Below are 22,946 nucleotides of genomic sequence, written 5' to 3'. Positions count from 1 at the left end.
CTACGATTTTAGCTGATAGGCAACTGCGTAAAATTTAATTTGTTTTGTCATCGCCATCAAGCCATTTGCCCTGGATGGTGAAAGAAACTCCTGAAGTCCGATCTCTGAAATAAATTCAAAATCAGAATCTAAGATTTCCTGGGTAGAGTGACCACTGTAAATGCTCACTAAAAGAGAAACGATTCCTTTAGGAAGAATCCCGTCAGAATCTGCATTAAAAAAAAGTTTACCATCTTTGAATTCGGCATCAATCCATACCTTACTCTGACAGCCTTTGATTAAATTATCATCGGTTTTGCGGTCTTCGGGAAGTCCTTTCAGTTCTTTTCCAAGATCAATAATATACTCATATTTTTGTTCCCAGTCATCCAGAAATGCAAACTCGTCGATTATTTCCTGCTGTTTTTGTTTAATGGTCATTTTGTTAACAAATTTTTAATGCAAAGATATCATTTTTATAAAGATTATTTATTCTGATGCCTTTTCAAAAACTTTCAATAGTTTTATTTCTTCATTTTCCCAGCAGAAAGCACCGGATGCCTTTTCAAGTTCATGCTGGTAGTTTTTTCTTCCTTTTTCAAGAACATTTTTCACGGCAGCAGCAATATTTTCAGGCTGATGATCTTTAACAATCTCCCCTACATCAAACTGGTTCATGATGTTCTGCATCTCAGGAAGATTCGCCAGTATCAAAGGTACGCGGGACTGGATACAATCTAAAACCTTGTTCGGAAGTGAGTAGAAGTAGCTTTCTCCACCGTTTTCTTCGATACTCATTCCCACATCTGCCGTTACCGTTATCTTCCTTAGATCGTCCGGTTTTAATTTTCCAAGAAACTGTACTTTATGGCCAAGTTTTTCTTTTTTAACAAGATCTTCATATTCATCTTTTCTTGGTCCGTCCCCTGCAATTTTAAAAACTACCCCATCCAGATGATGCATTGCCAGAATAGCCTTGTCAATCCCCCGGAAAGGATTAATTGATCCCTGATACAAAAATATTTTAGGATTGTTCTCCGGGATTTCCATAGTAAAATCTTGTTTTTTTGGCGCATTCTGAATAACAACAGGGTCAATTCCGTATTTTTTCTGAAACCATTTTGCATAGCTTCCGCTCGCCGTAATCATGAATTTAAGATTGGGAATTACCTTCTTTTCCAGGTATCTCCAAATTTTTTGTGACATTTTGCCCTGAATTGCAGGCATTTCTGAAAAAATTTCATGACTGTCGAAAACCAAAGGAATATTTAATTTCTTGGCAATAAGGTAATTGGGCAGCAAAGCATCAACATCATTGGCATGAAGAATGGTATTCTGATCTGCTTTTTCCTTTAGCTGATGGTATAATTTCCAGTTAAATTCGAAATATCCTGTTTTTAAATTCCCGGAAGATAAATGTATCCTGGAAAAAGGATAAGGACGCTCCATATGTTCTGCTCCTTTCCAGTCGTTCCCAATAAGTTCCACCTGGTATCCCGCCTCATGTAAGGTTCTGCAGACCTTTTCGATACGCTGGTCTGTATACAGGTTACTGAAAGCAGATGTAATTATTTTTTTCTTCATTACTTTTTGTTTCCAGCCAGTAAATGATAAACCTGAATAAAGCAAATTAACCCGTTTGGAATAATCACAGGCCAGAGCATTCCATTAAAAATACCATAAATGACAAAGCAGATACAGCCTATCATATTGACTATTCTAATTTTTCTTATATCTTTCAGTATAAAGCTGAGGACTATAAATATTGATGCGGAATAACCGATATAGGTAGTAATTTCGGGATTCATGGGGAAATTTTAAGGGATCACAAACTTAATCATTTTCAATAAGATAATAAAATTTTTTCTGCCATAAAGTCATTAATTGATTTTTGGTAAAATATTTGTAATTTAGATAATGGATAATGGCACCACCGCCGTTATTCTAATGAGATATATTATGGATTATAAGTTTTCACAAGGTTTGAGCCAGGTGTTCAAACAAAGCAAAAGCGAAGCTAAAAGGCTCAAAAGTGAATTTCTTAATACAGAACATCTACTTTTAGGTATTATAAAAACAGAAAACTCTGCAAAAGAAATCCTTCAAAACCTTAATGCGGATTTAACACAAATCAGAAGAAAAATTGAAACTCTAAATACAGCAAGTCTTAATCCTATTTCTGAGGAGGTTACTAATATTTCTTTCACCAAGATGGCAGATCATGCAATCAAACGTGCTGAACTGGAATGCAGACAATACAAAAGCAATGAAATTAATACCGTTCACCTGCTTTTAGGCATTCTATACAAATATGAGGACCCTACTTCAAATATTCTGGGAGCTTACGACATAGATTATGAAGGAGTTTCAAAAGAGTACCAGACCATGCTTAAAAATTCCGGGCAGTCACCACAGATGAGTGCTTATGATGATGACGATGAAAGAGAGGAATTCGAGCAGATGAGAAAGCCTACAGGAAATTTAGGCTCTGCAAAAAGCAAAACTCCTACCCTGGATAACTTCGGCAGAGATTTGACTTCTTTGGCAAGGGATGGAAAATTAGACCCTGTAATCGGGCGTGAGAAAGAAATTGAGAGAGTTTCTCAGATTTTATCAAGAAGAAAGAAAAACAACCCACTTCTTATCGGTGAACCCGGAGTTGGTAAATCTGCCATTGCAGAAGGACTGGCTTTAAGAATTCAGCAGAAGAAAGTTTCAAGGGTTCTTTACGGAAAACGAGTGATCACGCTGGATCTGGCAAGTTTAGTTGCCGGAACTAAATACCGTGGCCAGTTTGAAGAAAGAATGAAAGCGATCATGACCGAGCTGGAGAAAAACAGAGATGTAATCCTGTTCATAGATGAGCTTCATACCATTGTAGGGGCAGGAAGTTCTACAGGAAGTTTAGATGCTTCCAATATGTTCAAACCAGCTTTGGCAAGAGGTGAAATTCAATGCATCGGGGCTACTACCCTGGATGAATACCGTCAGTATATTGAGAAAGACGGAGCTTTGGAAAGAAGATTCCAGAAAGTAATGGTGGAACCTACTTCCATTGATGAAACGATCCAGATCCTGAACCAGATTAAAGATAAGTACGAAGAGCATCATAATGTAGTGTATACTCCGGAAGCTATCCTGGCGTGTGTCAATTTGACATCGAGATACATTACGGACCGTTTCTTACCGGATAAGGCTATTGATGCCATGGACGAGGCAGGTTCCCGTGTTTATATTAAAAACATGAAAGTTCCAACCGAAATCATTGATTTTGAGAAAAAAATCGAGGATATCAAAGAAATGAAGCAGAAAGCTGTAAAAGCTCAGGATTACCTTGAAGCCAGAAAGCTTAAAGATGAAGAAGAACGTCTTCAAATGGAACTGAATGTAGCTCAGGAAAAGTGGGACAAAGACGTAAAAGAGAAGAAAGAAACCGTAACGGAAGAAAATGTAGCGGAAGTGGTTTCTATGATGAGTGGTGTTCCGGTAACGAAAGTCGGCAAAAATGAGCTTGATAAATTAGCTCAGATGGACGAAAAGCTGAACGGAAAAGTAATCGGCCAGGAAGATGCTGTGAAAAAAGTTGTTAAGGCAATTCAAAGAAACAGAGCTGGTCTTAAAGATCCGAACCGCCCAATCGGTACATTCATTTTCTTAGGAACAACCGGAGTTGGTAAAACCGAGCTTGCGAAAGTAATGGCTAGAGAGCTTTTCGAGTCCGATGAATCCCTGATCCGAATTGACATGAGTGAATACATGGAGAAATTCGCAGTTTCCAGATTAGTTGGAGCGCCTCCGGGATACGTTGGATATGAAGAAGGCGGACAGTTAACTGAAGCGGTAAGAAGAAAGCCTTATGCTGTGGTTCTTCTGGATGAGATTGAAAAAGCTCACCCTGATGTATTCAATATCCTGTTACAGATCCTGGATGAAGGACACGTTACAGACAGTTTAGGAAGAAAAATTGATTTCAGAAATACAATTATCATCCTTACTTCAAACATCGGAACAAGAGATCTTAAGGATTTCGGAGACGGTGTAGGATTTGGAACTTCTGCAAAGAAAACAACTTCAGACACAAGAGCAAGAAGCACTATTGAGAACGCTCTTAAGAAAGCATTTGCTCCTGAGTTCTTAAACAGAATTGATGATATTGTGATCTTCAACTCTCTTGTACAGGATGATATCAAGAAAATTATTGATATTGAACTGAACAAACTTTATGGCAGACTTGAAAAATTAGGCTATAAAGTAGAGCTAACAGATGAGGCAAAAGACTTTATTTCTGAAAAAGGATGGGATAAAGATTTCGGTGCAAGACCATTAAAACGTGCTATCCAGAAATATATTGAAGACTTATTGGCAGAAATGCTCGTAAACAAGCAGTTATCTGAAGGAGAAACCGTGATTTTGGATCTTAATGATGCAAAAGATGCATTAGTTGGAAAAGCTCCGAAAACAAAAAAAACGACTGAGAAGTCTTCTCAATCTTAAGAATAAATAATTTAATATAGAAAAGCACCGGGAATTTCCCGGTGCTTTTTGTTTTTAGGTAGGTTTTGGCTAAAGCCATTTCAGATGTGTGAAAATTAAGCGGGCTAAAGCCCGTTTCTATTCATATATAATAATACTTTCTTATTTTAACCACGGATTTCACAGATTTACACGGATGTTTGCGCTTTATTTGTGAAAATATTTTTTTCATTGATCATTAAATTATTCTTTTAATAATATACGATCTATTATCCATAATCATCTGTGTAAATCTGTGAAATCCGTGGTAAAAAAATTTGTAGCATCAATTAATCTCCGGAATATCTGGAAGACTAAAGCCCCACAACAAAACCTATATTGGGTACAAGCCCGCTTGAAAACACACTTGAATTTTCCTTCCAAAGCACATTATACATGATGCCCAGCTGCATAAAAGAATTAGTCCCTATCCTTTGCATATAACCCCCGCCAAGATATAAAGCCGTTTCCTGTTCATTCACTTTATAATCGTAGAATTTGTCCTTATAATTGATGAAATATTGCTGAAGGTTCGCCCCTACATAGAAAGATCTTGCAATATAATAATTGGCAAAAGGCCCCACACCAAACATCGTGGATTTATAATAATTGGAAGTCTGCCATGAAATACTTCCTATAACGCCTCCTTCAAGATCTTCGGTAATTTTGTATCCTACTCTTGGTGAGGCCTGCAGATAAAATGCACTGTTGCTTCCGAATCCTAGGCCGATTCCACCACCAAAGGTCCATCTGTTATTTTCCTGCGCCTGTGTGCCGACTGAAATCTGGGAAAATACTGATCCTGAAAACATCAGCATCAAAGGAATAATAAACTTTTTCATATTAATATCGTTTTTATCAATGTTTAAAATTATGGTTTTTTTACGAATTTATTTAGTTGTATTTTTGCCCCGTCAACTAAGAACTCCCGTTAAGAGTTTCGTAAAATTGAAATAAGATGAAAGTAGTAGTAGGATTATCCGGAGGTGTAGACTCCAGTGTTACGGCATATTTGCTGCAACAGCAGGGCCATGAAGTAGTGGCTTTGTTCATGAGAAACTGGAATGATGCTTCCGTAACGCTTGAGGATGAATGTCCGTGGATTGAGGACAGCAATGATGCCCTGATGGTAGCCCAGAAGCTTGGAATTCCTTTTCAGGTGATCGATATGAGTGATCTTTATAAAGAACGTATCGTTGATTATATGTTCGCTGAATATGAAAAAGGAAGAACCCCGAACCCGGATGTCCTGTGCAACAGGGAGGTAAAATTTGATGTTTTTATGAAAACTGCATTGTCTTTAGGTGCTGATAAGGTGGCTACAGGGCATTATGCACAGGTTAACTCTACTTTTGATGAGAATGGTAAAGAAACTTTCCATTTACTGGCTGGGAAAGATGATAATAAGGACCAGTCTTACTTTCTGTGTCAGCTGAGTCAGGATCAACTGTCTAAAGCTCTATTTCCTATCGGGGAACTGACAAAGCCTCGGGTGAGGGAAATTGCCAAAGAGATTGGGCTTGTAACTGCTGATAAAAAAGATTCTCAGGGGTTATGCTTTATCGGAAAGGTAAGTCTTCCTCAGTTTCTGCAGCAGCAATTGGTACCAAAAGAGGGCGAAATTGTAGAAATTTTCAAAGATTCGCCATTATTTTCAGCAGAAAAACCTGAATTTTCTTCAAAAGAGAAAGAACTTGAATTCCTGTCCCAGAAAATCGATTATAAAAAAACCGATGGAAAAATAATTGGCAAACATCAGGGAGCTCAATTTTTCACGATCGGACAAAGTAAAGGGCTTGGGATAGGCGGACATAAAGAAAGCTGTTTTATCATCTCCAGAGATATGGAAAATAATATTCTTTTCGTAGGAGAAGGACATCAGTTTCCGGGATTGCATAAAAAAGCGCTGAAAATTGATAATTCTGAACTGCATTGGGTACGGGAAGATTTAAGGATGAAAAACGGTGAATCTATGGAAGTAACGGCAAAGATCAGGTACAGACAGCCTTTACAGAAAGCGACGCTTTACCAGTTTGAAGATGTTTTTTATATTGAATTTGAGGAAGCCCAATCTGCGATTGCAGAAGGACAGTTTGCAGCATGGTATATTGGTGAGGAACTGATCGGAAGCGGAGTGATCGGATAATTTAATTTACATCTCATAGGGTTCATGGGACATATACTCTATCTCTTTTTCGACATTATTTATCATAAAACCGTTCTGAAAATTGTGTTTTTTGCCCTTGTGTAGATCAATAAAGAGAAGTTCTTTAGTTTTCTCACTGTAAATGAGTCCGTATTCTGTTTTCAGCAATTCATTGTACTTGGATACATTACTGGTAAAATCAAATGCTGCAGGAGTGGAAAAGTTTTCTATCCAGGATTGGATATAGGAAGTGCCATATCTGTTTTTCACTCCTTCAATTTCTTCAAGAGTCATATTGATTGTATTGAAGCCGGGTATCCTGTACTTTTCAAGTTCGGCCATAATCATACTTTTGTCAAGTGAATCTGCAGTCAGTCTGATGTCTGTCTTTATTTCTATTTTATTTCCCTGATCATTCCATAACTGAATAATAAAATCATGTTTGCTTTTACTTCCGGTGATATGAATTCTTTCGATTGTAAATGTATTTTCCACAGCATATTCTCCGTATTTGGCATACACAAACTGATTCCTGAAAAAAAAGAATAGCAGAACAGGCTGAACCGTCCATCCCACAATCAGCAAAAAAACAATTATCAAATCTGTAAATACAGAGTCTTTCTGTTCCTGATCAATCCCCGAAAGCAACATATACATTTCCAGAAAAAATAGTGCAAGACACACAATCACGAAAAGGAAAATTCCGCCACATCCGTTTTTCTTCACATGTAAAGGAGCTCCTTTGTAAAGGATATCCTTCTCTGTTCCGCTAAATTTTCTAACCATAATATGATCCGTATTTCCTGTTGATGAAAATGTATAAACAAGTCACAATAATCTCTGCGAGCAGAATCATCAGCAGGAATCCAACCGGTTTTCCTAAAGTAATGCCCCTGATCAGTTTAATGATTCCCGTAAGAAAAATGAAGATCATAAAGAAAAGTGTTGCCTTTGATGTCTGTTCTTTAAGCTTCTTCAGAATAAAAAAGGAAGTATAGAAGAGAACCAAAAGAATCAGATAAAATTTCAAAAACCGGGGACCTCTTAAAGAAACCGGATTCCAGGTCTGATACTCTGTAATAAGCCATACCATACTTATCACAACTGATGCTGAGTGAAATAATATTGTTTTCATAATTTTTATTTTTAACCGCCTCCGCAACCCCCACAACCCCCACAACCACCTCCGCAGCCTCCGCCACAGCTACTTCCGCAGCCCGAGCCTCCACCCCCTCCACTGCTTCCGTCATCTTTACCCTTATTTTTATACTGATCTCCATCCTGGAAATTATTTATACCCGAGGACCATGAAACGAGTGTAATAAAGAAAATGAATGCCATAATAAGTATAAAAAGGACCGGGAAAAATGGATCACTGTTGTCTGAACAGGAGGCCATCAGAAGTAACAGGGATAGTAAAGAAAAAACACTGATGCTTTTGATCCATATGTTTCTCTTTTCAGGTTTTGGTCCTTTATTTTTGTTATGCCATATTTCACCGGGCGCATCCTGCTGAAAAACCTCTTTATATTTTTCTAATGTATCCTGCAGCCAGTTCTGATGTCTGTTTTTTTCGGAAATTCCACCGTTGGACGGATGATGATGGAGTTTTCTTCTCAAAATACCGGGACAGAATTCTTCCCAGTAATTTTGGGTATACATAAGGTGCATATGCCACACTTTATCCACTGTTTCGCTGGGTGAAGCCCCGTTGGGCAGAATACAGCAGAGATAAACAAATTTTTTATATTCTTCAATGGCTCTTTCAGTAAAGTCTGATGTCCACCCTTCTTCTCTGGCCAGCTTCCTCGAAAACGGAAACACAGCTCCCGGTTGGTCTATGGAAAAATCTGAGATTCTTTGCCACAGTTCATGATCTGTTATCAGTGTTTTGGTGTTCATTTCTGATTGGTTTAATGATTATCCATACTATTGTTTTTCACGATTTTATCTTCATTTATCTGCTGAATCTGTTTAAATAATAAGTAATTGCCGTTTTTTGCAATGAGCATGGGAATGCCGAAGAGAATTAAAGGAATTGCCAGGAGTAAAAAAAATATTCCGCCAAAAAGACTGTACAGGCCTCCGATTGCAAATATGGCAATACTGAAAAAAGATAAAAGGTTCACACTACTTTCATTTTGTATAACTTCAAATTTCAATACCTGATCTTTTTGAACGTTGATCTTTAAAGGTTTACTTCCGGCCGTATCCATAGCTACTTTTGCCTTAATTTCATGGATGCCTTCTTTAATTTCGAAGGACCGGGTATCGCCGTTAAAAAGTTCTGCTTTTTTTATCCCGTTTATTTTAATGATGTAAGATCTGCTGTTATCACGTGGATGACCTACAGGTCTGTAGAATTGAATGGTTGCCATTTTTTAATATTTTATTGGTTGGTGTTTAAATTATTTTCTTCCTGAAGGCTTTTTCATTCGCTGATCAACCTCCTGAAAAGAGTGAATTCTGAAAGGTTCATTGGTTCCGGTTATCTGAAGTTCAAGCATTTCAAAAAAAGCTCTGCCGAAATGAGGTTCTTCAAAAACATACAGGCCGAAGAAAGTTCCTTTATCAAGAAATACCGCTACCCGGTAATCCAAACTGTCCCCTTCTATAAACCGGGCTTTATATACCCATATTGAAGTGATTTCTTTAAAAAATAGTTCAGTGGTTTTCTTTTTATGCACTTCTGTGATTTTTTTCTTTTCAAAATCAAGCGTAAGGGTTACCTGAAGTTTATAGTCTCCGAAAAAATATCCCAGCCCCAAGAAACCGGCTTCCTTCATATATTTTTCAATGATAATTTTCTTTGGATTGGTGTCTTTTACTATTTGTTTATACATGGTTTTTAAGTTTAAATTATCTTTATTTACAGAGACTGTTTAATCCTGGGAAGTATCATCAAAATTTCTCTTTTCGGTTCTTTTAACCGGCTTTTTTGCATCCAATTGCTCTAAAAGCTTTAGTCCAAGAAGTCCGCTTATTCCTCCGTTTGCACTATCCCCGCTTCCTCCGATGAGTATATCGGGCATTATCTTAACATTCTGGCTGGCAATAGATTCCATTACTTTAAGCTGGGTGAAATTATCATCTCCCATTGCCTCAACTGAAAGTTTATAGGCTTCCGCATTGGATCTTCCGATAGCCAGGATTTTTTCCGCTTCTGCATTACCCATTAAAGAGATCTGTTCTGCGTTGGCTTTGGCAAGTAATCTTGTTTTCTCAGCTTCCCCGTTGGCTTTTTTAACAGCAGCTGCGGCTACTCTTTCCGCAATCAGTACTCCCTGATCTGCTGTTACGATCTCTTTCTGGATATCTGCGACTGCGGTTTCTTTTTCAAGGCTCTGGCGGGTTTCCTGGGCCAGCTTCTGCACTTCGAATGTTGTTTTCTGTTCTTCAGCTATCTTCCTGTCTGTCAATGTTTTCATCAGCGTATCCGGGGGAACAATGTCCCCGATAAGCGTATCCACCGCAGAAACATTGTATTGTTCCAGTACATTGCTGATATGTTCCCTTGCTGATTGCTGGCGTTCTTTACGGGTTCCGAGGAAAGCAATCACATCACTGTCCTGGGCGGAATTCCTGAAGTAATTTCCAATGGTTGGTTCCAGAACCTGCCCTACCAGATTCATCATATTCCCGAAGCGGGCAATCACTTTCGGGGCTTCGTTGGAGGGAATGTGAATGATCTGGGAAACATCCAGATTAAAAGGGAAACCATCTTTACTCCGCACTGTAATGGTTGAAAGGTTCTTATCCAGCTGATGGGATTCGCTTCTTGCTGATGCCCAGTTCAATACAAGGTTGGTAGTGGGTACCAGCTCTGTCTTCATAATGTATGGGTTGATAGGATATTTACCGGGCCCTAGCGCTTCTGCCCAGACTCCTTTGCAGCCTCTCTCAACAATATTTCCATGTTTGAATTCTGCTCCGCTTAAATCTTTTCCTTCATTTCCTACGTAGCTGATGACCACACCTACGGAGCCAATCGGAATTTCAGTCATCTTTACCATTTCCAGAAGAACAAACCAGGGGTTTAAAAAATAAGAGCCGGCTAAAATCACCTGCTCCTGTAAGCCTTTGTAACCACCGTTATTCAAAAAGGCATCAACATCCTGAAATTTGTTGTGTTCCTCCACTATTTTTCCTGCAATCTGGCCTTCTTCCAAAGGTTTTCCTTCCAGTGTGGTAATAATTCCTACTGCATTGTCCGGAATCTGGGTCATATCTGTTAAAGAAATTTCAAATAACAGGGTATTGATTCTGTATGATCCGGGGGCAATTACTCCGGTCTGTCTTCCTTTTCTCCCGCCGTTTTTTAAAAAAGCTTCTGCGTCCTGAAAGGAATCGCATTCCACTTTTCTGGCTAATATTCTTCCCGTTTCAAGCTCACGCCCGTCTTTTGCCAGTATCAACCCTATTTTTCCGGTGGGAATGATAGTAAAGGGCTGAAAATGGATGGAATACTGCCAGATCCATTTCCAGAAGTATATTCCCGGAGCGAGAGTCTGTGCCTGGAATCCTGCTTCGCCATTTGTAGCGATGATTCTACCTTCGGGTAATTCCTGTTTTCCAAGCAATACAAATTTTTTAGTGACAAGTCCGATTTTGTCTTCGGGGATAATAACCAGCCCAAAGAATACACGTAAAATAAATTTGTAGAATATGAGACACGTGATGATAATGGTTCCCGGTACGAACCAGGCTGAATGTAAAATGTTTTCTATTTCCATGATAGTTGTTTTAATAGTTATTTTTTTATTATTGAATTTCTATGTTTTCAAAGAATGGCTTTATAATCCTCTGAAATTTAGACAGGTTCATAAATTCAGAGACTTCCATACTGTTCAGGTTAAAGTTCTGTTTGTGTTTATTTTTTTTATCAATAAGAATATATTTACACTCATTGCCTATATCATTACAGAGTGTAATTTTTTCAATATCCTTCCAGTTAAATGGTGTATCATAGATTGTAATTCCGGATTTTTCTATGATTACAAGAGGATTTTCATTATTAGTTTCAGTTGCACTCCTAATGAATCTGAGAAGAATCCTAAAAAATATGACATCCAAAACAAAAAGAACTAAACAGAAAATAATGTCATCTTCACTGTCCCAGAAACTTTCGGAAAAAAGGCCAATGATCCAGATTGTTGTAATGATGAAAAGAAGAGAGAAACAGATTATCCCAAAATTTTTTGATCCTGTTGCCGGATCATCTTTATAAATTATTGTTTTGCCATTTAAAAGCTTCATAGTTTTTGTTTTTCCTTTTCAAATATGTCCTGATTTTAAAATATAAAAGTCTTGCAACAGTCTTTTTTAGTTTCAAAAAAATCTTAAATTAGTCTTATGAAAAAAGAAGATATCCTGCACCTTGAAAAACTGATGAATTTCCTGAGTCTGCATTTTTTAAAAAAGAATCACTGGGAAGATGTCACGAAAACCGAGTGGTCTTATATTGTGACAGAAATTAATGACCTCATCATCACTGATAATGAGGAAAAGAACATTAAAAAGAAAGCGGATATCTTAGGCTCAAACTATCTCTACGAACACCTGATAATCAATAAATTAAAGAAATATCATCAAAATGAAAATTCGGCTTTAAGCAAACCGAATCTGGCGAAATTAAGTCTTATCGTTAAAGTGTTGGGATACTCAAATTATATTGATTTCATCAATTCCCATACGGGAGCATTCAATTTCAGCGACCTGAGGATTGATATGGATAATGCGAAACAAAATACTGCCCTTCTGGACCGTTTGGTGGGTTACTGGTATTCTTATAACAGGAATCTGCCGGATAATCCTTCAGAGGTCAAAGACGACCGGATCTGGCGTTCTGCGATGGAAATCTACAAATCAGAGACTTCCGGAGAATATTATATTGAAAGAAGCGGTGGGGACCACCATAAGTATTTTGGGAAGGTAACGGCTTATTCCGACTACGTATTCATCATTATGAACAGCAATACATTTATACGCCAGAGGCATTTTATCTCAAGGATAAAAGATATCAAGGAAAAGCTCAAAAATCCAGAATATAAGCTCCATGAGTTGCATTTTATAAGTACGTGTATCAGTTTTAATCAGGAACCTATTGCCCTGTTTGAAATATTCCAGAAGGCGGACAGAAAAAGTTTTATTTCAGATTCTATCAGCTTTCCTATTGACAGCGATGAGATTCCTCATTCTATTGTAAAACAGCTTGAAGATACTGAGTCTAACAGGATAGATTACAGGTAGATGGGGTTACGGGTTGCGGGGTTCGTGATCCGGGTTAGAAGGTATCATATCATTATGATTGCCTGGTTTGAAATATAGTAATATTATCCCACCAGCCACTCTTTAAAGTCTTTTACCCTGTCGCGGCTTACTGTGATTTCTTCCTGCGGCTGAAATTCTATATCCACTTTGTAATAGGGTGAGGTATGGATATTTTTTATATAATCCGAATTGATGATAAACTGCCTGTTCACACGGAAAAACTTTTTCTCTTCCAGGATCTCTTCCAGCTCATCCAGCGTAAAATCTGAGGGATAAACACGCTCTGCGGTCTGAAGATATACAATCTTGTTTTCACTGAAAAAACAGCTTATTTCATGGGCCTGAACAATTTTAAGGTTGTATCCTATTTTTACCAGAACCCTGGAAAGTGTAGATTTCTCTTTTCTGATCAGCTGCTTGATATCTTCAGAACCGGTTGTATTACTCGCCGGAATAAAGGATTTAAACTTTTCTACTGCCCCTGAAAGATCTTCTTCAAGGATTGGTTTTAAAAGGTAATCTATACTGTTCAGCTTAAATGCTTTTAAAGTATATTGATCAAAAGCTGTTGTGTAAATGATGAATCCTTTGGTAGGTATTTTTTCAAAAATATCGAAAGACAGGCCATCTCCCAGAACGATGTCGGAAAAGATCAGCTGAGGATGTTCATTTTCTGAAAACCAGGCTATTCCTTCTTCTACCGATTCTATTTTGGCAACTACTTCTATTTCAGGGAAATTACCCAGCATTCTTTCCAGTTTCCTTGAAGCAGGTTTTTCGTCTTCAATAATGACAGTTTTGATCATTGTTACAGTTTAGTTTAAATCGGGAATAAAATTAGATAAAAAACGGAAAGATTAAAAATCTATCTTCTTTTTGCCCTTTTTCATCTCTTTTTCTATGAGATCATTTTCCCATTCTGCATCTAAAATAAATAGCTTTACAGCTTTAACAGTTAAGATGATTCCCCATATGATAAGGATGACAGATCCGTTAAATAAGGAGAGATTGATTCTTCCGTTTTCAAAGATATCATCGAAGAAAATGATTCCTGCTACTATTCCGAACCAAAGGAGGCTTTTGTAAAATTTTTTCAGTTGGCTGACTCTTTCGTATGCGCTGTTGTAATCCATGATTGTAAGTTTTCTGGTTATTATAATGTTTTTATATTTCTTTTTTCCTGGTTCATCAATTCCTGGATTTTTCTTTCTTCCCATTCTTTCCCTATTCCGAAAACATTGACAGCATGAGCCACAATTCCTATTCCCCAGCCCAGCATCGGCCAGTAAAACCATAAATGTTGGGGAGATGTAAGAAGGTTAAGTGCAAGCAGGAACGGGATAACCAGACAGTAAGAGGTAAGGTTTCCATAAAATCCTTTTAATTCTTTTACTCTTTTTGCTGCTTTTTCGTAAGCCAGCGTTTCTTTTGTATATCCTATTGTTTCCATAATATTTGTTTTTAAATTAATTTGTTTGATTTTGTTGAGTCAAATTTATGACAGAAAACAACTTCAAATCAATTTTATATCACCGAACCGTAGAAAATTACTCCTGAACAGCAAAAATCCCGACTCAAATGAAATCGGGATTTTATAAAATGTTATTTAATTTTAAAAAATCTGCCAGGCGGTTCCGTTGTAATAAACAACTGCCTTACGTGTGGTGTCATACACCAAAGCTCCTCTTGTAGGAATCTTCACCTGAAGGTCAGGGTAAGCATATTTTGGAAGTATAAGGGCCTTATCTGTTGATTCAAGTATTAAAGCTCCTGATGCAGTTGTAGCCGGATTTCCCAGAATAACCCCGTTTCCGGCATCTGTTCCGCTTACTGTTACAGAAGAAGATGTAGAGCCATTATTCGTCCATGCTGTTCCGTTGCAGGTTGCAAGCTGTCCTGTAGCTGCATTGCTTGCTATAGCTCCTTTTACAGTGGCATTACATGTCGGCAGGTTTATAGGATTCATTACAATGGTTCTTATTGTTGATACGCTTGTTCCAAAATCAAGGATACCAGATCCGTTAACGCTTGTTTTCCCTATAGCCACCTGTGCATTCATATGACTAAAAAAAGAAATGAACAGGGCTAAATTTAATATAATGATGTATTTTTTCATTTTCTTCAGGATTTATTTAGTTACAATATCTGTTAAAGTTTACCCCTAAAGCTCTCCATACGGTTCCGTTATATACTTTGGTGGTATTATCCGAGTTGTCAAAGATCATCATTCCTTCCACGGGTGTTGTAATGGCCGAGGTAGAAGATACCCTGGACAATATTACAGGCTTTCCAACGGAGTTAATCTGTATATAGCCGTTTTTGGAAGTGGGTTTCCAGTTTGCCGTTTTTGTAACATCAATTCCGAAAGGGGTATCTGCAACGTCAGGTATGGCGGTATTATCCCACAATCCAATGGTAAAATAGTTTGCAGATCCTGTATTCTGATTTACCTGTACGGTAGACGTTCCTCCTGAAACGGTAATTTCCTTAATGGAAACATTTGTTGTAAAAGCTGTGTCATCAGCTGCTATCAGGTAATATCTCTGATTGGCTGTAGGATTGGTAATAGAGTTAAACTGATAATAAACGCAGCCTATGGCATTTCCTGTTTTCTGAGCCTGCCAGATCCTGTTGCTTCTTTTTATGTTCGGAATTCCGCTAATGGTGGCAGAATAGGTATTTAAAAGATCCCCGTTATCTGAAATCATCAGGAAATTGTTATTGGCTGAAATATCCGGATGATTGGCTGATGTGTTAGCTGATGTAAAGTTATTATTGGTTGAAATGGTAAGATAAGACCCTGATATAGTGGTTGTTCCTGAATTATTTGCAGAATTTGAAATTCTTTGCTGCAAGCCGGAAGCGTCATCCCTTCCTATACCAAAAATATTATAATTAAAAGGTCCGCCTGCAGAGGCATTGGCGTTACTCCAATATACGGTAGAGCCATCGCCCGCCGTATAATTCTGAGCCGTAGTCTGTGTAAGGGTGGTTCCGTATTTTAATGCCAGATAAGAATTTACCCTGTTTACTTCTGCATTAGATAAGTTTCTGTTATACCACAAAACTTCAGGAACCGCATAACCGGCAAAGAAAGTAGGCCAGTATCCTATACTGAAAGAATAACTTCCGGAATCTGCAAAGCTGTCTGCGGTAGCAAGGCTGGTTTCAACTCCGTTTATAAAGCTGCTTCTTCCTGAGCTGCTTACTCTTCTTGCGGCTCCAATATTATTTCTGGAAGATGGATAGGCAACTGTCATACTTACATTTCCAAACTGAACCGAATTAGTTCTGAAACCGGAATTACATCTGTTTGAAGTACAAGGTGCTGACGTGGTATTGGCCCAGAAATTTGAAAGCAGGTCAAAGCTTCCGTTATTGGAAACACCAAAATAGGTTATATTCCTGTTAGCTGAAGTAGTGCCTCCATAGAAATTTGCTGTTGTATAATTATTTCCGGTATTGTATGCTATTCCTGTTGTATTACCTGCCCCTGCGGTAAACTGTATAGCATCATTAAAATTAAACCCCGCATTATTAATCTTTGCAGGTACCACGGTACCTCCTATATTCAGTGCAGGAATACTTGTAAATAACGGTGAGGGTGCCTGGTTCGTCCAGTTGGCTGCTGTCCATCCCGTTTCTGCTTTCATCCAGATGATTAATCCGGTATTAACTCCACCGGGAGACTGTGCCTGAGCGGGCATAAAAGCACACACAGACAGAAGTGAAATAATCTTGTAAAAATTCATAAGCAACAATTTATTTTTACAAAACTAACTATTTGACAAATCCCAACCTGCTTTTTTTACTAATATTTCAAAATAATATATTCAATGAATACCTTTTTTAATAAATGAAAGGAATCAGTTTTTTAGTGGTTTTCCGGTATTGGATATATTCTTCCCCGAATTGCTCTACAAGCGCCTGTTCTTCTATTTTAATCCGGTAAATAAAAGCCAGAAAAGGAGGCAGAAATGCAAGAATCAATGAAATCCAGTTATTAAGATAAAGCCCTAATCCTAAAGATGTTAACAGGGAAAATGCATATGAAGGGTGCCTTAAATACTTATAGAAACCTTCTTTTTTGATCTGATGATCTTTTTTTATGGTAACATCTACTGTAAAATATTTTCCTAAAGATCTGATGATGAAAAATCTCAGAACAATGCCTGTAAGAATAAAGGCCTCACCTGTGTACAGAATCCAGGCGCCTTTGGCAATAGGAAATGCAGTCATATAAGAAACGGCTACTGAAGCGGCTATGGAAAACGGAATTGCCATCCACAAAATATTCAGGGTAGACCTATCTTTATCTTTGCTGTCTTCCTTGCCGGATTTCAGCATGTTTTTATAAAGGATTTCTGAAAGAAACCAGGCAACCATTGAGGCTGAAAAAAGGATGTGTAAAGGGCTCATTATTCTATATTTTTATTTCGGGAAAAGGTTTTAATATACTCTTACAAGGTCTATGCTGTGCAATTAAGGTGTTTTTTTCTTAACAATAGTCAGCGATTCTGATATTATGTTTTAAGCAGCTCAGCTCTTTTGGCTCCGGTGATTATCTTTTTCCTTCATCAGTTTTCGGATCTTCTTTTCTTCCCAGTTTTTAACAAAGCCTATATTGGCTATAAAAACAACTATTGCATGAGCCGCCAGCCCAATCCCCCAAAATGTAGCGGTAAAGAAATTTTTGAACTGGAAATAGCTTTCTCCGGGTTCCAGATGTTTATAATTATAAAGAACAATTACAGCATTTACGGCAATATATATGAATAAATGCCTGTAGAATCCGCTTAACCGCTCAACCTTCCTTTTGGCCTGCTGATACCGGATATCATTTTCATCATAGGTTTCCATTATCTCTGTATTTTTGTTTATCCATAATTTCCCGTATCTTCCTTTCTTTCCAGGATTCTCCTACCCCAAATACTTTAAAGGCATGAGAAACGAGGCCAATCCCCCATCCTAGCATCGGGAAATAGAACCAAAGATTTTTGGGTGAAGTTATAAGATTGATAATCACTAAAAACGGGATCACGGTGCAATAGGAAATTAAATTTCCGTAGAAGCTTTTTAACTCTTTTACACGCTTTTTCGCCTTCTCATAAGACCCGTTTTCGTCTTCAGCCTGTGTACTGATATTATTGGGCTTATTAACAAGTATCGGAACTTTTACTTTAAAATAATCTTCTGATTTTTCAATAAAAACATTTTTCTTTGTAAGCAATGCATAACGCTGAACAATATTAGCTAAGCCAATTCCGGCGCTTTCCTTCATCTGTTCTCTTGCCTGAAGATTATTTTCAATGCAGAGCATATCATTATCAGAAAATATTTTAATGACCAGAGGTTTTGAAGAGGTTGCAAAATTATGTTTGATACAGTTTTCCAGTAAAAGCTGTAATGAGAGGGGTACTACATACCGCCTGTAATCTTCTTTTTCAACATCAAAAATAAAATCTACACTGTCTTCGAATCTTGTTTTTAAAAGTTCACAGTAAGTTTTGGCAAATTCTATCTCATCTTCTACCGTTACCAATTCTTTATCTTTCTGTTCAAGTACATAACGGTAAATCTTTGACATTGAGGCTGTAAACTTCTGAGCCTGTTGAGGATTCTCATCAATAAGAGAACTCAATACATTTAAAGAATTGAAAAGAAAATGCGGATCCAGCTGGTTTTTAAGACTTTCAAACTGTGCATTGGCAGATGTGGCGATAAGCTTCTGTTCTACCACTTCTTTCCTTGATGTTTTCTTCAGCTCTTCCATAAAGCTTTTTGCATGAAGAAATGCAGAAATCAGAAGGGCAATATTGATCATGAACCAATTGGTAACTCCATATTTTTTAGAGAAAAAAACTTCTGTTGTTGCTACTTTCTGGATCACCACATAGTTCATGTAATTGCAGAAGTATACCAGGATAAAATTTCCTATTATAATGGAAATGATACTTAAAGCAGCTCTTGTTTTTGTGGTTTCGGACCAGGGAAACTTTTTGTTGAGAAAGTCATTTATCAGGCCGTTTCCTACGCCAAGCACAAAGGAATACATGGTTGAAAGGAGCAACGTCATAGTAAAGTTCTCCAAGGTCTTCTCGTTAAAAAACAAAAAGAAAAAAAGAGTGGTTCCCAAGGATATCCAAAGTAATGAAATAAAATATTTACGCTTCATGATCCGTTTTCTTGGCTCAAAATTAGTTTTTATTAAAGGTATCGAAAATTATTTTTTACCGAAGGGCAGATTTTGTTTCCCGAATGGAATAAAAAAACCTTCCGGGTAAGGAAGGTTTAAATTTCGTTGGTATCTGCGCTATTTTGTTGGCATGCTGATGAAATATTCTGCCTCTGCTCTACCCCAGTTCGGGTCTAAAGCTGTTTTGGGCTTATAAGCATTGAATTTCGTAATGGCTTCTTTGAACATTTCCAATCCTTTAGATTTGCTTCCTCCGTATTGTTCCGGAGTGAAATAAGTATCTTCTGCTTTAATAAGGGCTATTCTGGGATTTGAAGGATCAAGTTTTTCCGCAATACCCATTTCTTCCATTGCTTTTGCGCCGTCTGTCATATAACGCTGAGCCGGGTTCACCATCATTCTTAAAGATGCAGCCATCTTTTTTAGCAGATGAATTTCTGCATTGTCTGCTCCTGCAAGGTTCTGCGCAGAGGCCAGATATTTATCTGCCTGGGCTGCCGTTTCATCCAATCCCTGCATATTTCCGTTTCTCATCATCAGTCTTCCTTTCTGAATCTGAGAGAATGCCGCATAGTATGGAGGAAGCCATTTTGAGCTTTCTTTACTTCCGATTCTCTGGAAATCATTCGCCAGGGTCTGGAACTCTTCAGGTGTTTTGCAGGTTTCCGTTTTAGCGATTTTTTCAGCCATTACTTTTTCGTAATCTGCCTGTGCAAAAGCCGTTAAACTCATAAAGGCTAAAGCGAAACTTAATAGGTATTTTTTCATTATGTCAATTTTTTAAAGTTAATTAATTGTATTTCCGAAGTTATGTATTTTGTAATGATTGTGATATCTGTTGTCGTTATTTTTACAAATTATTATTGATGGCATCCTGTGTTTTATCTACTCCAAAGCTAATGAAAGCGCCTATGAAAACAAAAGTGTTTACCGGTGGAACAACTGACGAACTTCTTGATCCGTCAAGAGAAAAATTATATCCGTAAACATTTTTGGACCCTAAAACATTGGAAACACTCAATACAAGAACGGTAAAAGCTCTGGCATCTTTTTTCCCCAGGTTCGGAAGGTAATTAAAGCTGATATTAAGTGCATTGTAATCTTTCAGCCTTCCTTCATTTCTGATATAATTAACTGCATTGCTGTTCTCAGTTTTCGTTGCAATATCATAATAAGGCCGTCCTTTCGAGTAAGTGTAAGATAAATTAACTCCTAATTTCCACTCGGGGATAAATCTTTTCGCCACAGCAGAAAGGGTGTGTGCGGAAGCAAAATTAGGTTTGAGGCTCACAGGATAATTGATAAAATCTCTTTTTGAATCCAGGAATGAGTAGCTGATCCAGTAATCTATATTTTCAAAAGTTTTCTTATCTCTCCAGAACAGCTCAAGCCCTTTTGCATAGCCATAGCCGTCATTATTCAAAGCGGTCTGTACCTGCTGGTTCTGTTCTTTATCCGGTGTGATGTTAAATGTCTTAATTAATTGGTCATATTTCTTGTAAAATGCTTCAAAACGGAGGCTTCTTCCATCTGATGCCCTCTGAACCTGGAAAATATAGTGTTGTGATTTCTGGAAATCAAGGTCCGCAGGCCAATTGATGTATTTACTTTCCGGATTCTGGTAAAACAGTCCGTAGGCAAAGGAGGTGGTCCAGTCTTTCGCCAGACGGTAAGCCAATGCAAAGCGTGGCGCAATATTGCTTTTTCCTAAATAAGAAGAGGTTTCTGCCCTTACTCCTATTTTTGCAGACAGCGCATTGCTGAATCCCAGGTCTGTTTCTGCAAAAGCTGCGGATATAAGATCTTTATAGTTTTTCTGTACGTTTCCGAAATTCAGCTTTTCACTCGTATTATTCAGCTCAAAACCGGCTCTTACTGCACTGATTTTATTGATTTTCCGTTCAAGGACAGCTTTAAAATTGATATAGTTTCCGTCTGTTAAAAGTTCTGAACTGCCGGATTCTGTATTATTGGTTTCTGTAGAAAAATTAAGATCGGATCTGTTGTAGGAATAAGAAGTTCCGGCATTCAGGAGATATTTCCCGAATTTCTGTTTAAAAGAAAGGTTATGATAGGTATTTCTTCCTTTTAGCCTTACCAGCGCAAAATCATATTCCGGTTCCAGGCTTTCTGTTTTCACTCCCATTTTGTTGGAATCATACATTCCGTAATATTTAATGAACCCTCCGGATTTTGTTTTGATTCTGAAGTTAAAATCACCGTTCAAACCCTGTGGAGCATCGATAAAATCAGTATTAAAATTAAAAACTTTCTGCATCAGGCTTAATAATGAATAGCCTAAAGTAGCTCCGTAAGAATGATTTTTATCTGCTCCCAGTTTTTGAAACCCTGCGCTTAAAAAGATGGGTGAAATCCCAAAATCATATGAGCTCTGGTCCGGAAGATCCACACTTTCCAGCATCAGCGCTCCTGAAAGAGCCTGGCCGTATAATGCAGAATATCCACCGCTTGAAAAAATATTTCCTTTAAAAAGTGATGTATTAAAACGGTCTCTTCCTGCAATTCCCGGAACTGAATTGGAGAAATAATTGTTGATCAGGCTTCCGTCCATGAATATTTTGGATTCTGTTCCTGTACCTCCGCGAATGAAAAGGCCTTCTGTTTCTCCTACTTTCTGGACGCCGGGAAGGTAATTTAAAGCAGAAGAGATCTGTCCGTCTGCTCCCGCTGTCGTGTAAATATCAATGGGTGTTAAAAGGGCTGTAGCTCTTTTTTTATCACTTGCTTCTATGGAACCTGCGGAAACCACCACGGCATCAATCTCACTGATCTGTTCTTTAAGTTCTGCATTGACTGAAACATCCTGATTTTCAATAATAACAGGCTTTTCTACATCCTGGTATTTCGGGTGGGTAAATGTCAGGATATGGTTTCCCTTTTCTGAGGTTTCAAAGGAGAAATTTCCCTGAACATCTGTAGTGGCACCGTCATAAGTATCTTTTAATGTGACATTTATTTCATTAATGCCTTTACCTTTAAAAGTAACTTTTCCTGAGATTTTCACCTGTGAATATCCGGCGATAAAGGCTAGAAAAGCAATCAGCAGTAAAAGTTTTTGTCCCTGTGTTTTCATGGATTTAATTTTCGGTTCAAAAATAATACGGAATATGCCTTTTTTTACAATAAATTTTACTGAAAGGTATACTTCGGCTTCTGAATGGAAAATTAATGCAGTAAATATCTGTTATATTTCTCTTGTCATACACACCTGTTCTGAAAAAAGGATTGAAATCATAAACTGCTTTGGAAAATGTTTTATAAATTTATCGTTAAAATCACTTTAAATCATTTAAAAATGAAAGGACAAACATTAGCATTACTGGCGGGGTGTGCATTTTTAGCGGCTTCATGCTGCACAACAAAAACGTACACGGTTAACGCTAAGAGCGGAACACAGACGGGCGGAACGGCAAAGTTTACCCAGAAAGGAGAAGAAGTAACCATGAAACTTGAAGTTACGAATCTTACTCCCGGCATCCATGCGGTACATATCCACGAAAAAGGAGACTGTTCTGCAGCTGATGGAACTTCTACCGGCGGGCACTGGAATCCGGCTAAAGACGACCACGGAAAATGGGGTGCGGAGCATTTCCACATGGGAGATATAGGAAACCTGACTGCTGATGCATCCGGAAAGGCTGTACTTACTTTCAAAACGAATAAATGGTGCTTAGGGTGTACAGATGAATCGAAAAACATCATCGGGAAAGGGCTTATTGTACATGCTTCTGCGGATGATTTCCATACGCAGCCAACCGGAAATGCCGGAGGAAGAGTGGGTTGTGTAGAAATTAAATAATTCCTTATTGTAATAAAAAAAAC

At 37.9% G+C, this 22,946-nt stretch carries 25 protein-coding genes; 4 read left to right on the top strand and 21 right to left on the bottom strand.

Annotated elements, in window-relative coordinates; all coding sequences use genetic code 11:
- The 3 genes from HNP36_RS11840 to HNP36_RS11830 are packed head-to-tail and all read right to left on the bottom strand — an operon-like array spanning position 1 to position 1,787.
- Entirely contained in the window at positions 1 to 420 is a 420-nt protein-coding gene (locus HNP36_RS11840; RefSeq protein WP_040993040.1) for a SufE family protein, read from the bottom strand.
- A 48-nt stretch (positions 421 to 468) separates the two neighbouring features.
- Positions 469 to 1,563, bottom strand: coding sequence for a glycosyltransferase (locus HNP36_RS11835; RefSeq protein WP_184163537.1), 1,095 nt, complete (start codon positions 1,561 to 1,563; stop codon positions 469 to 471).
- Entirely contained in the window at positions 1,563 to 1,787 is a 225-nt protein-coding gene (locus HNP36_RS11830) for a uroporphyrinogen decarboxylase (RefSeq protein ID WP_184163534.1), read from the bottom strand. Before HNP36_RS11830 ends, HNP36_RS11835 begins: the two co-directional genes overlap by 1 nt.
- A gap of 151 nt (positions 1,788 to 1,938) precedes the next feature.
- On the opposite strand from HNP36_RS11830, the gene HNP36_RS11825 reads away from it, so the two are divergent.
- The gene (locus HNP36_RS11825; protein ID WP_184165196.1) at positions 1,939 to 4,473 is read left to right on the top strand and encodes an ATP-dependent Clp protease ATP-binding subunit; all 2,535 of its coding nucleotides are present in this window, start codon (positions 1,939 to 1,941) and stop codon (positions 4,471 to 4,473) included.
- 332 nt (positions 4,474 to 4,805) lie between these two features.
- Here the strand turns inward: HNP36_RS11825 and HNP36_RS11820 are convergent, their stop codons facing one another.
- Positions 4,806 to 5,333: a hypothetical protein gene (locus HNP36_RS11820; protein WP_184163531.1), complete on the bottom strand. Its 528-nt coding sequence runs from the start codon at positions 5,331 to 5,333 to the stop codon at positions 4,806 to 4,808.
- 116 nt (positions 5,334 to 5,449) lie between these two features.
- On the opposite strand from HNP36_RS11820, the gene mnmA reads away from it, so the two are divergent.
- Entirely contained in the window at positions 5,450 to 6,637 is a 1,188-nt protein-coding gene (gene mnmA, locus HNP36_RS11815; protein WP_184163528.1) for a tRNA 2-thiouridine(34) synthase MnmA, read from the top strand.
- A gap of 6 nt (positions 6,638 to 6,643) precedes the next feature.
- On the opposite strand, the gene HNP36_RS11810 is transcribed toward mnmA, so the two are convergent.
- Genes HNP36_RS11810 through HNP36_RS11780 form a run of 7 tightly spaced genes read right to left on the bottom strand, consistent with a single transcriptional unit; the run spans position 6,644 to position 11,893 of the window.
- Positions 6,644 to 7,423, bottom strand: a complete 780-nt coding sequence (locus tag HNP36_RS11810) for a hypothetical protein (RefSeq protein WP_184163525.1) — start codon at positions 7,421 to 7,423, stop codon at positions 6,644 to 6,646.
- On the bottom strand, positions 7,416 to 7,772 hold the full coding sequence (locus HNP36_RS11805) for a hypothetical protein (RefSeq protein WP_184163522.1): 357 nt from the start codon (positions 7,770 to 7,772) through the stop codon (positions 7,416 to 7,418). Before HNP36_RS11805 ends, HNP36_RS11810 begins: the two co-directional genes overlap by 8 nt.
- 11 nt (positions 7,773 to 7,783) lie before the next feature.
- The gene (locus HNP36_RS11800; protein WP_184163518.1) at positions 7,784 to 8,539 is read right to left on the bottom strand and encodes a glycine-rich domain-containing protein; all 756 of its coding nucleotides are present in this window, start codon (positions 8,537 to 8,539) and stop codon (positions 7,784 to 7,786) included.
- Between the two features lie 11 nt (positions 8,540 to 8,550).
- Positions 8,551 to 9,015 (bottom strand): hypothetical protein, encoded by a 465-nt coding sequence (locus HNP36_RS11795; protein WP_184163515.1) that lies wholly within the window; start codon positions 9,013 to 9,015, stop codon positions 8,551 to 8,553.
- Between the two features lie 30 nt (positions 9,016 to 9,045).
- Positions 9,046 to 9,480 carry a hypothetical protein gene (locus HNP36_RS11790; protein WP_184163512.1) on the bottom strand — a complete coding sequence of 145 codons (435 nt, stop codon included), beginning with the start codon at positions 9,478 to 9,480 and terminating at the stop codon, positions 9,046 to 9,048.
- A 39-nt stretch (positions 9,481 to 9,519) separates the two neighbouring features.
- On the bottom strand, positions 9,520 to 11,370 hold the full coding sequence (locus tag HNP36_RS11785) for an SPFH domain-containing protein (protein WP_184163509.1): 1,851 nt from the start codon (positions 11,368 to 11,370) through the stop codon (positions 9,520 to 9,522).
- A gap of 28 nt (positions 11,371 to 11,398) precedes the next feature.
- Positions 11,399 to 11,893, bottom strand: a complete 495-nt coding sequence (locus HNP36_RS11780) for an STM3941 family protein (protein WP_184163506.1) — start codon at positions 11,891 to 11,893, stop codon at positions 11,399 to 11,401.
- A 96-nt stretch (positions 11,894 to 11,989) separates the two neighbouring features.
- Here HNP36_RS11780 and HNP36_RS11775 point away from each other — a divergent pair, with 96 nt between their 5' ends.
- Positions 11,990 to 12,886: a hypothetical protein gene (locus HNP36_RS11775; RefSeq protein ID WP_184163501.1), complete on the top strand. Its 897-nt coding sequence runs from the start codon at positions 11,990 to 11,992 to the stop codon at positions 12,884 to 12,886.
- Between the two features lie 83 nt (positions 12,887 to 12,969).
- On the opposite strand, the gene HNP36_RS11770 is transcribed toward HNP36_RS11775, so the two are convergent.
- The 10 genes from HNP36_RS11770 to HNP36_RS11725 form a co-directional block, all read right to left on the bottom strand.
- On the bottom strand, positions 12,970 to 13,713 hold the full coding sequence (locus HNP36_RS11770; protein WP_184163498.1) for a LytR/AlgR family response regulator transcription factor: 744 nt from the start codon (positions 13,711 to 13,713) through the stop codon (positions 12,970 to 12,972).
- Between the two features lie 51 nt (positions 13,714 to 13,764).
- Positions 13,765 to 14,040 carry a 2TM domain-containing protein gene (locus HNP36_RS11765; protein WP_184163495.1) on the bottom strand — a complete coding sequence of 92 codons (276 nt, stop codon included), beginning with the start codon at positions 14,038 to 14,040 and terminating at the stop codon, positions 13,765 to 13,767.
- Between the two features lie 20 nt (positions 14,041 to 14,060).
- Complete coding sequence (locus tag HNP36_RS11760; protein WP_184163492.1) at positions 14,061 to 14,357, bottom strand: 2TM domain-containing protein; 297 nt, start codon at positions 14,355 to 14,357, stop codon at positions 14,061 to 14,063.
- A gap of 162 nt (positions 14,358 to 14,519) precedes the next feature.
- Positions 14,520 to 15,023 carry a hypothetical protein gene (locus tag HNP36_RS11755; protein ID WP_184163488.1) on the bottom strand — a complete coding sequence of 168 codons (504 nt, stop codon included), beginning with the start codon at positions 15,021 to 15,023 and terminating at the stop codon, positions 14,520 to 14,522.
- A 16-nt stretch (positions 15,024 to 15,039) separates the two neighbouring features.
- Positions 15,040 to 16,659, bottom strand: a complete 1,620-nt coding sequence (locus tag HNP36_RS11750; protein ID WP_184163485.1) for a hypothetical protein — start codon at positions 16,657 to 16,659, stop codon at positions 15,040 to 15,042.
- 97 nt (positions 16,660 to 16,756) lie between these two features.
- Entirely contained in the window at positions 16,757 to 17,326 is a 570-nt protein-coding gene (locus HNP36_RS11745; protein WP_184163482.1) for a methyltransferase family protein, read from the bottom strand.
- Positions 17,327 to 17,446: 120 nt separating this feature from the next.
- On the bottom strand, positions 17,447 to 17,767 hold the full coding sequence (locus tag HNP36_RS11740) for a 2TM domain-containing protein (protein ID WP_184163479.1): 321 nt from the start codon (positions 17,765 to 17,767) through the stop codon (positions 17,447 to 17,449).
- The gene (locus tag HNP36_RS11735) at positions 17,754 to 19,082 is read right to left on the bottom strand and encodes a 2TM domain-containing protein (protein WP_184163476.1); all 1,329 of its coding nucleotides are present in this window, start codon (positions 19,080 to 19,082) and stop codon (positions 17,754 to 17,756) included. The genes HNP36_RS11740 and HNP36_RS11735 overlap by 14 nt, the downstream gene beginning before the upstream one ends.
- Positions 19,083 to 19,220: 138 nt before the next feature.
- A complete protein-coding gene (locus tag HNP36_RS11730) occupies positions 19,221 to 19,871 on the bottom strand; it encodes a hypothetical protein (RefSeq protein ID WP_184163473.1) in 651 nt (216 codons plus the stop codon).
- An 82-nt stretch (positions 19,872 to 19,953) separates the two neighbouring features.
- On the bottom strand, positions 19,954 to 22,197 hold the full coding sequence (locus tag HNP36_RS11725) for a TonB-dependent receptor (RefSeq protein WP_184163470.1): 2,244 nt from the start codon (positions 22,195 to 22,197) through the stop codon (positions 19,954 to 19,956).
- Between the two features lie 222 nt (positions 22,198 to 22,419).
- Between HNP36_RS11725 and HNP36_RS11720 the strand changes: the two genes are divergently transcribed.
- Positions 22,420 to 22,923 (top strand): superoxide dismutase family protein, encoded by a 504-nt coding sequence (locus HNP36_RS11720; RefSeq protein ID WP_184163467.1) that lies wholly within the window; start codon positions 22,420 to 22,422, stop codon positions 22,921 to 22,923.
- The last annotated feature ends 23 nt before the right edge of the window (positions 22,924 to 22,946 follow it).

This window comes from Chryseobacterium shigense (assembly GCF_014207845.1).
GTDB classification, from domain to species: domain Bacteria; phylum Bacteroidota; class Bacteroidia; order Flavobacteriales; family Weeksellaceae; genus Chryseobacterium; species Chryseobacterium shigense_A.
Note: the sequence above shows the minus strand (reverse complement) of the source record. Positions and strands in the feature narration are given on the sequence as shown.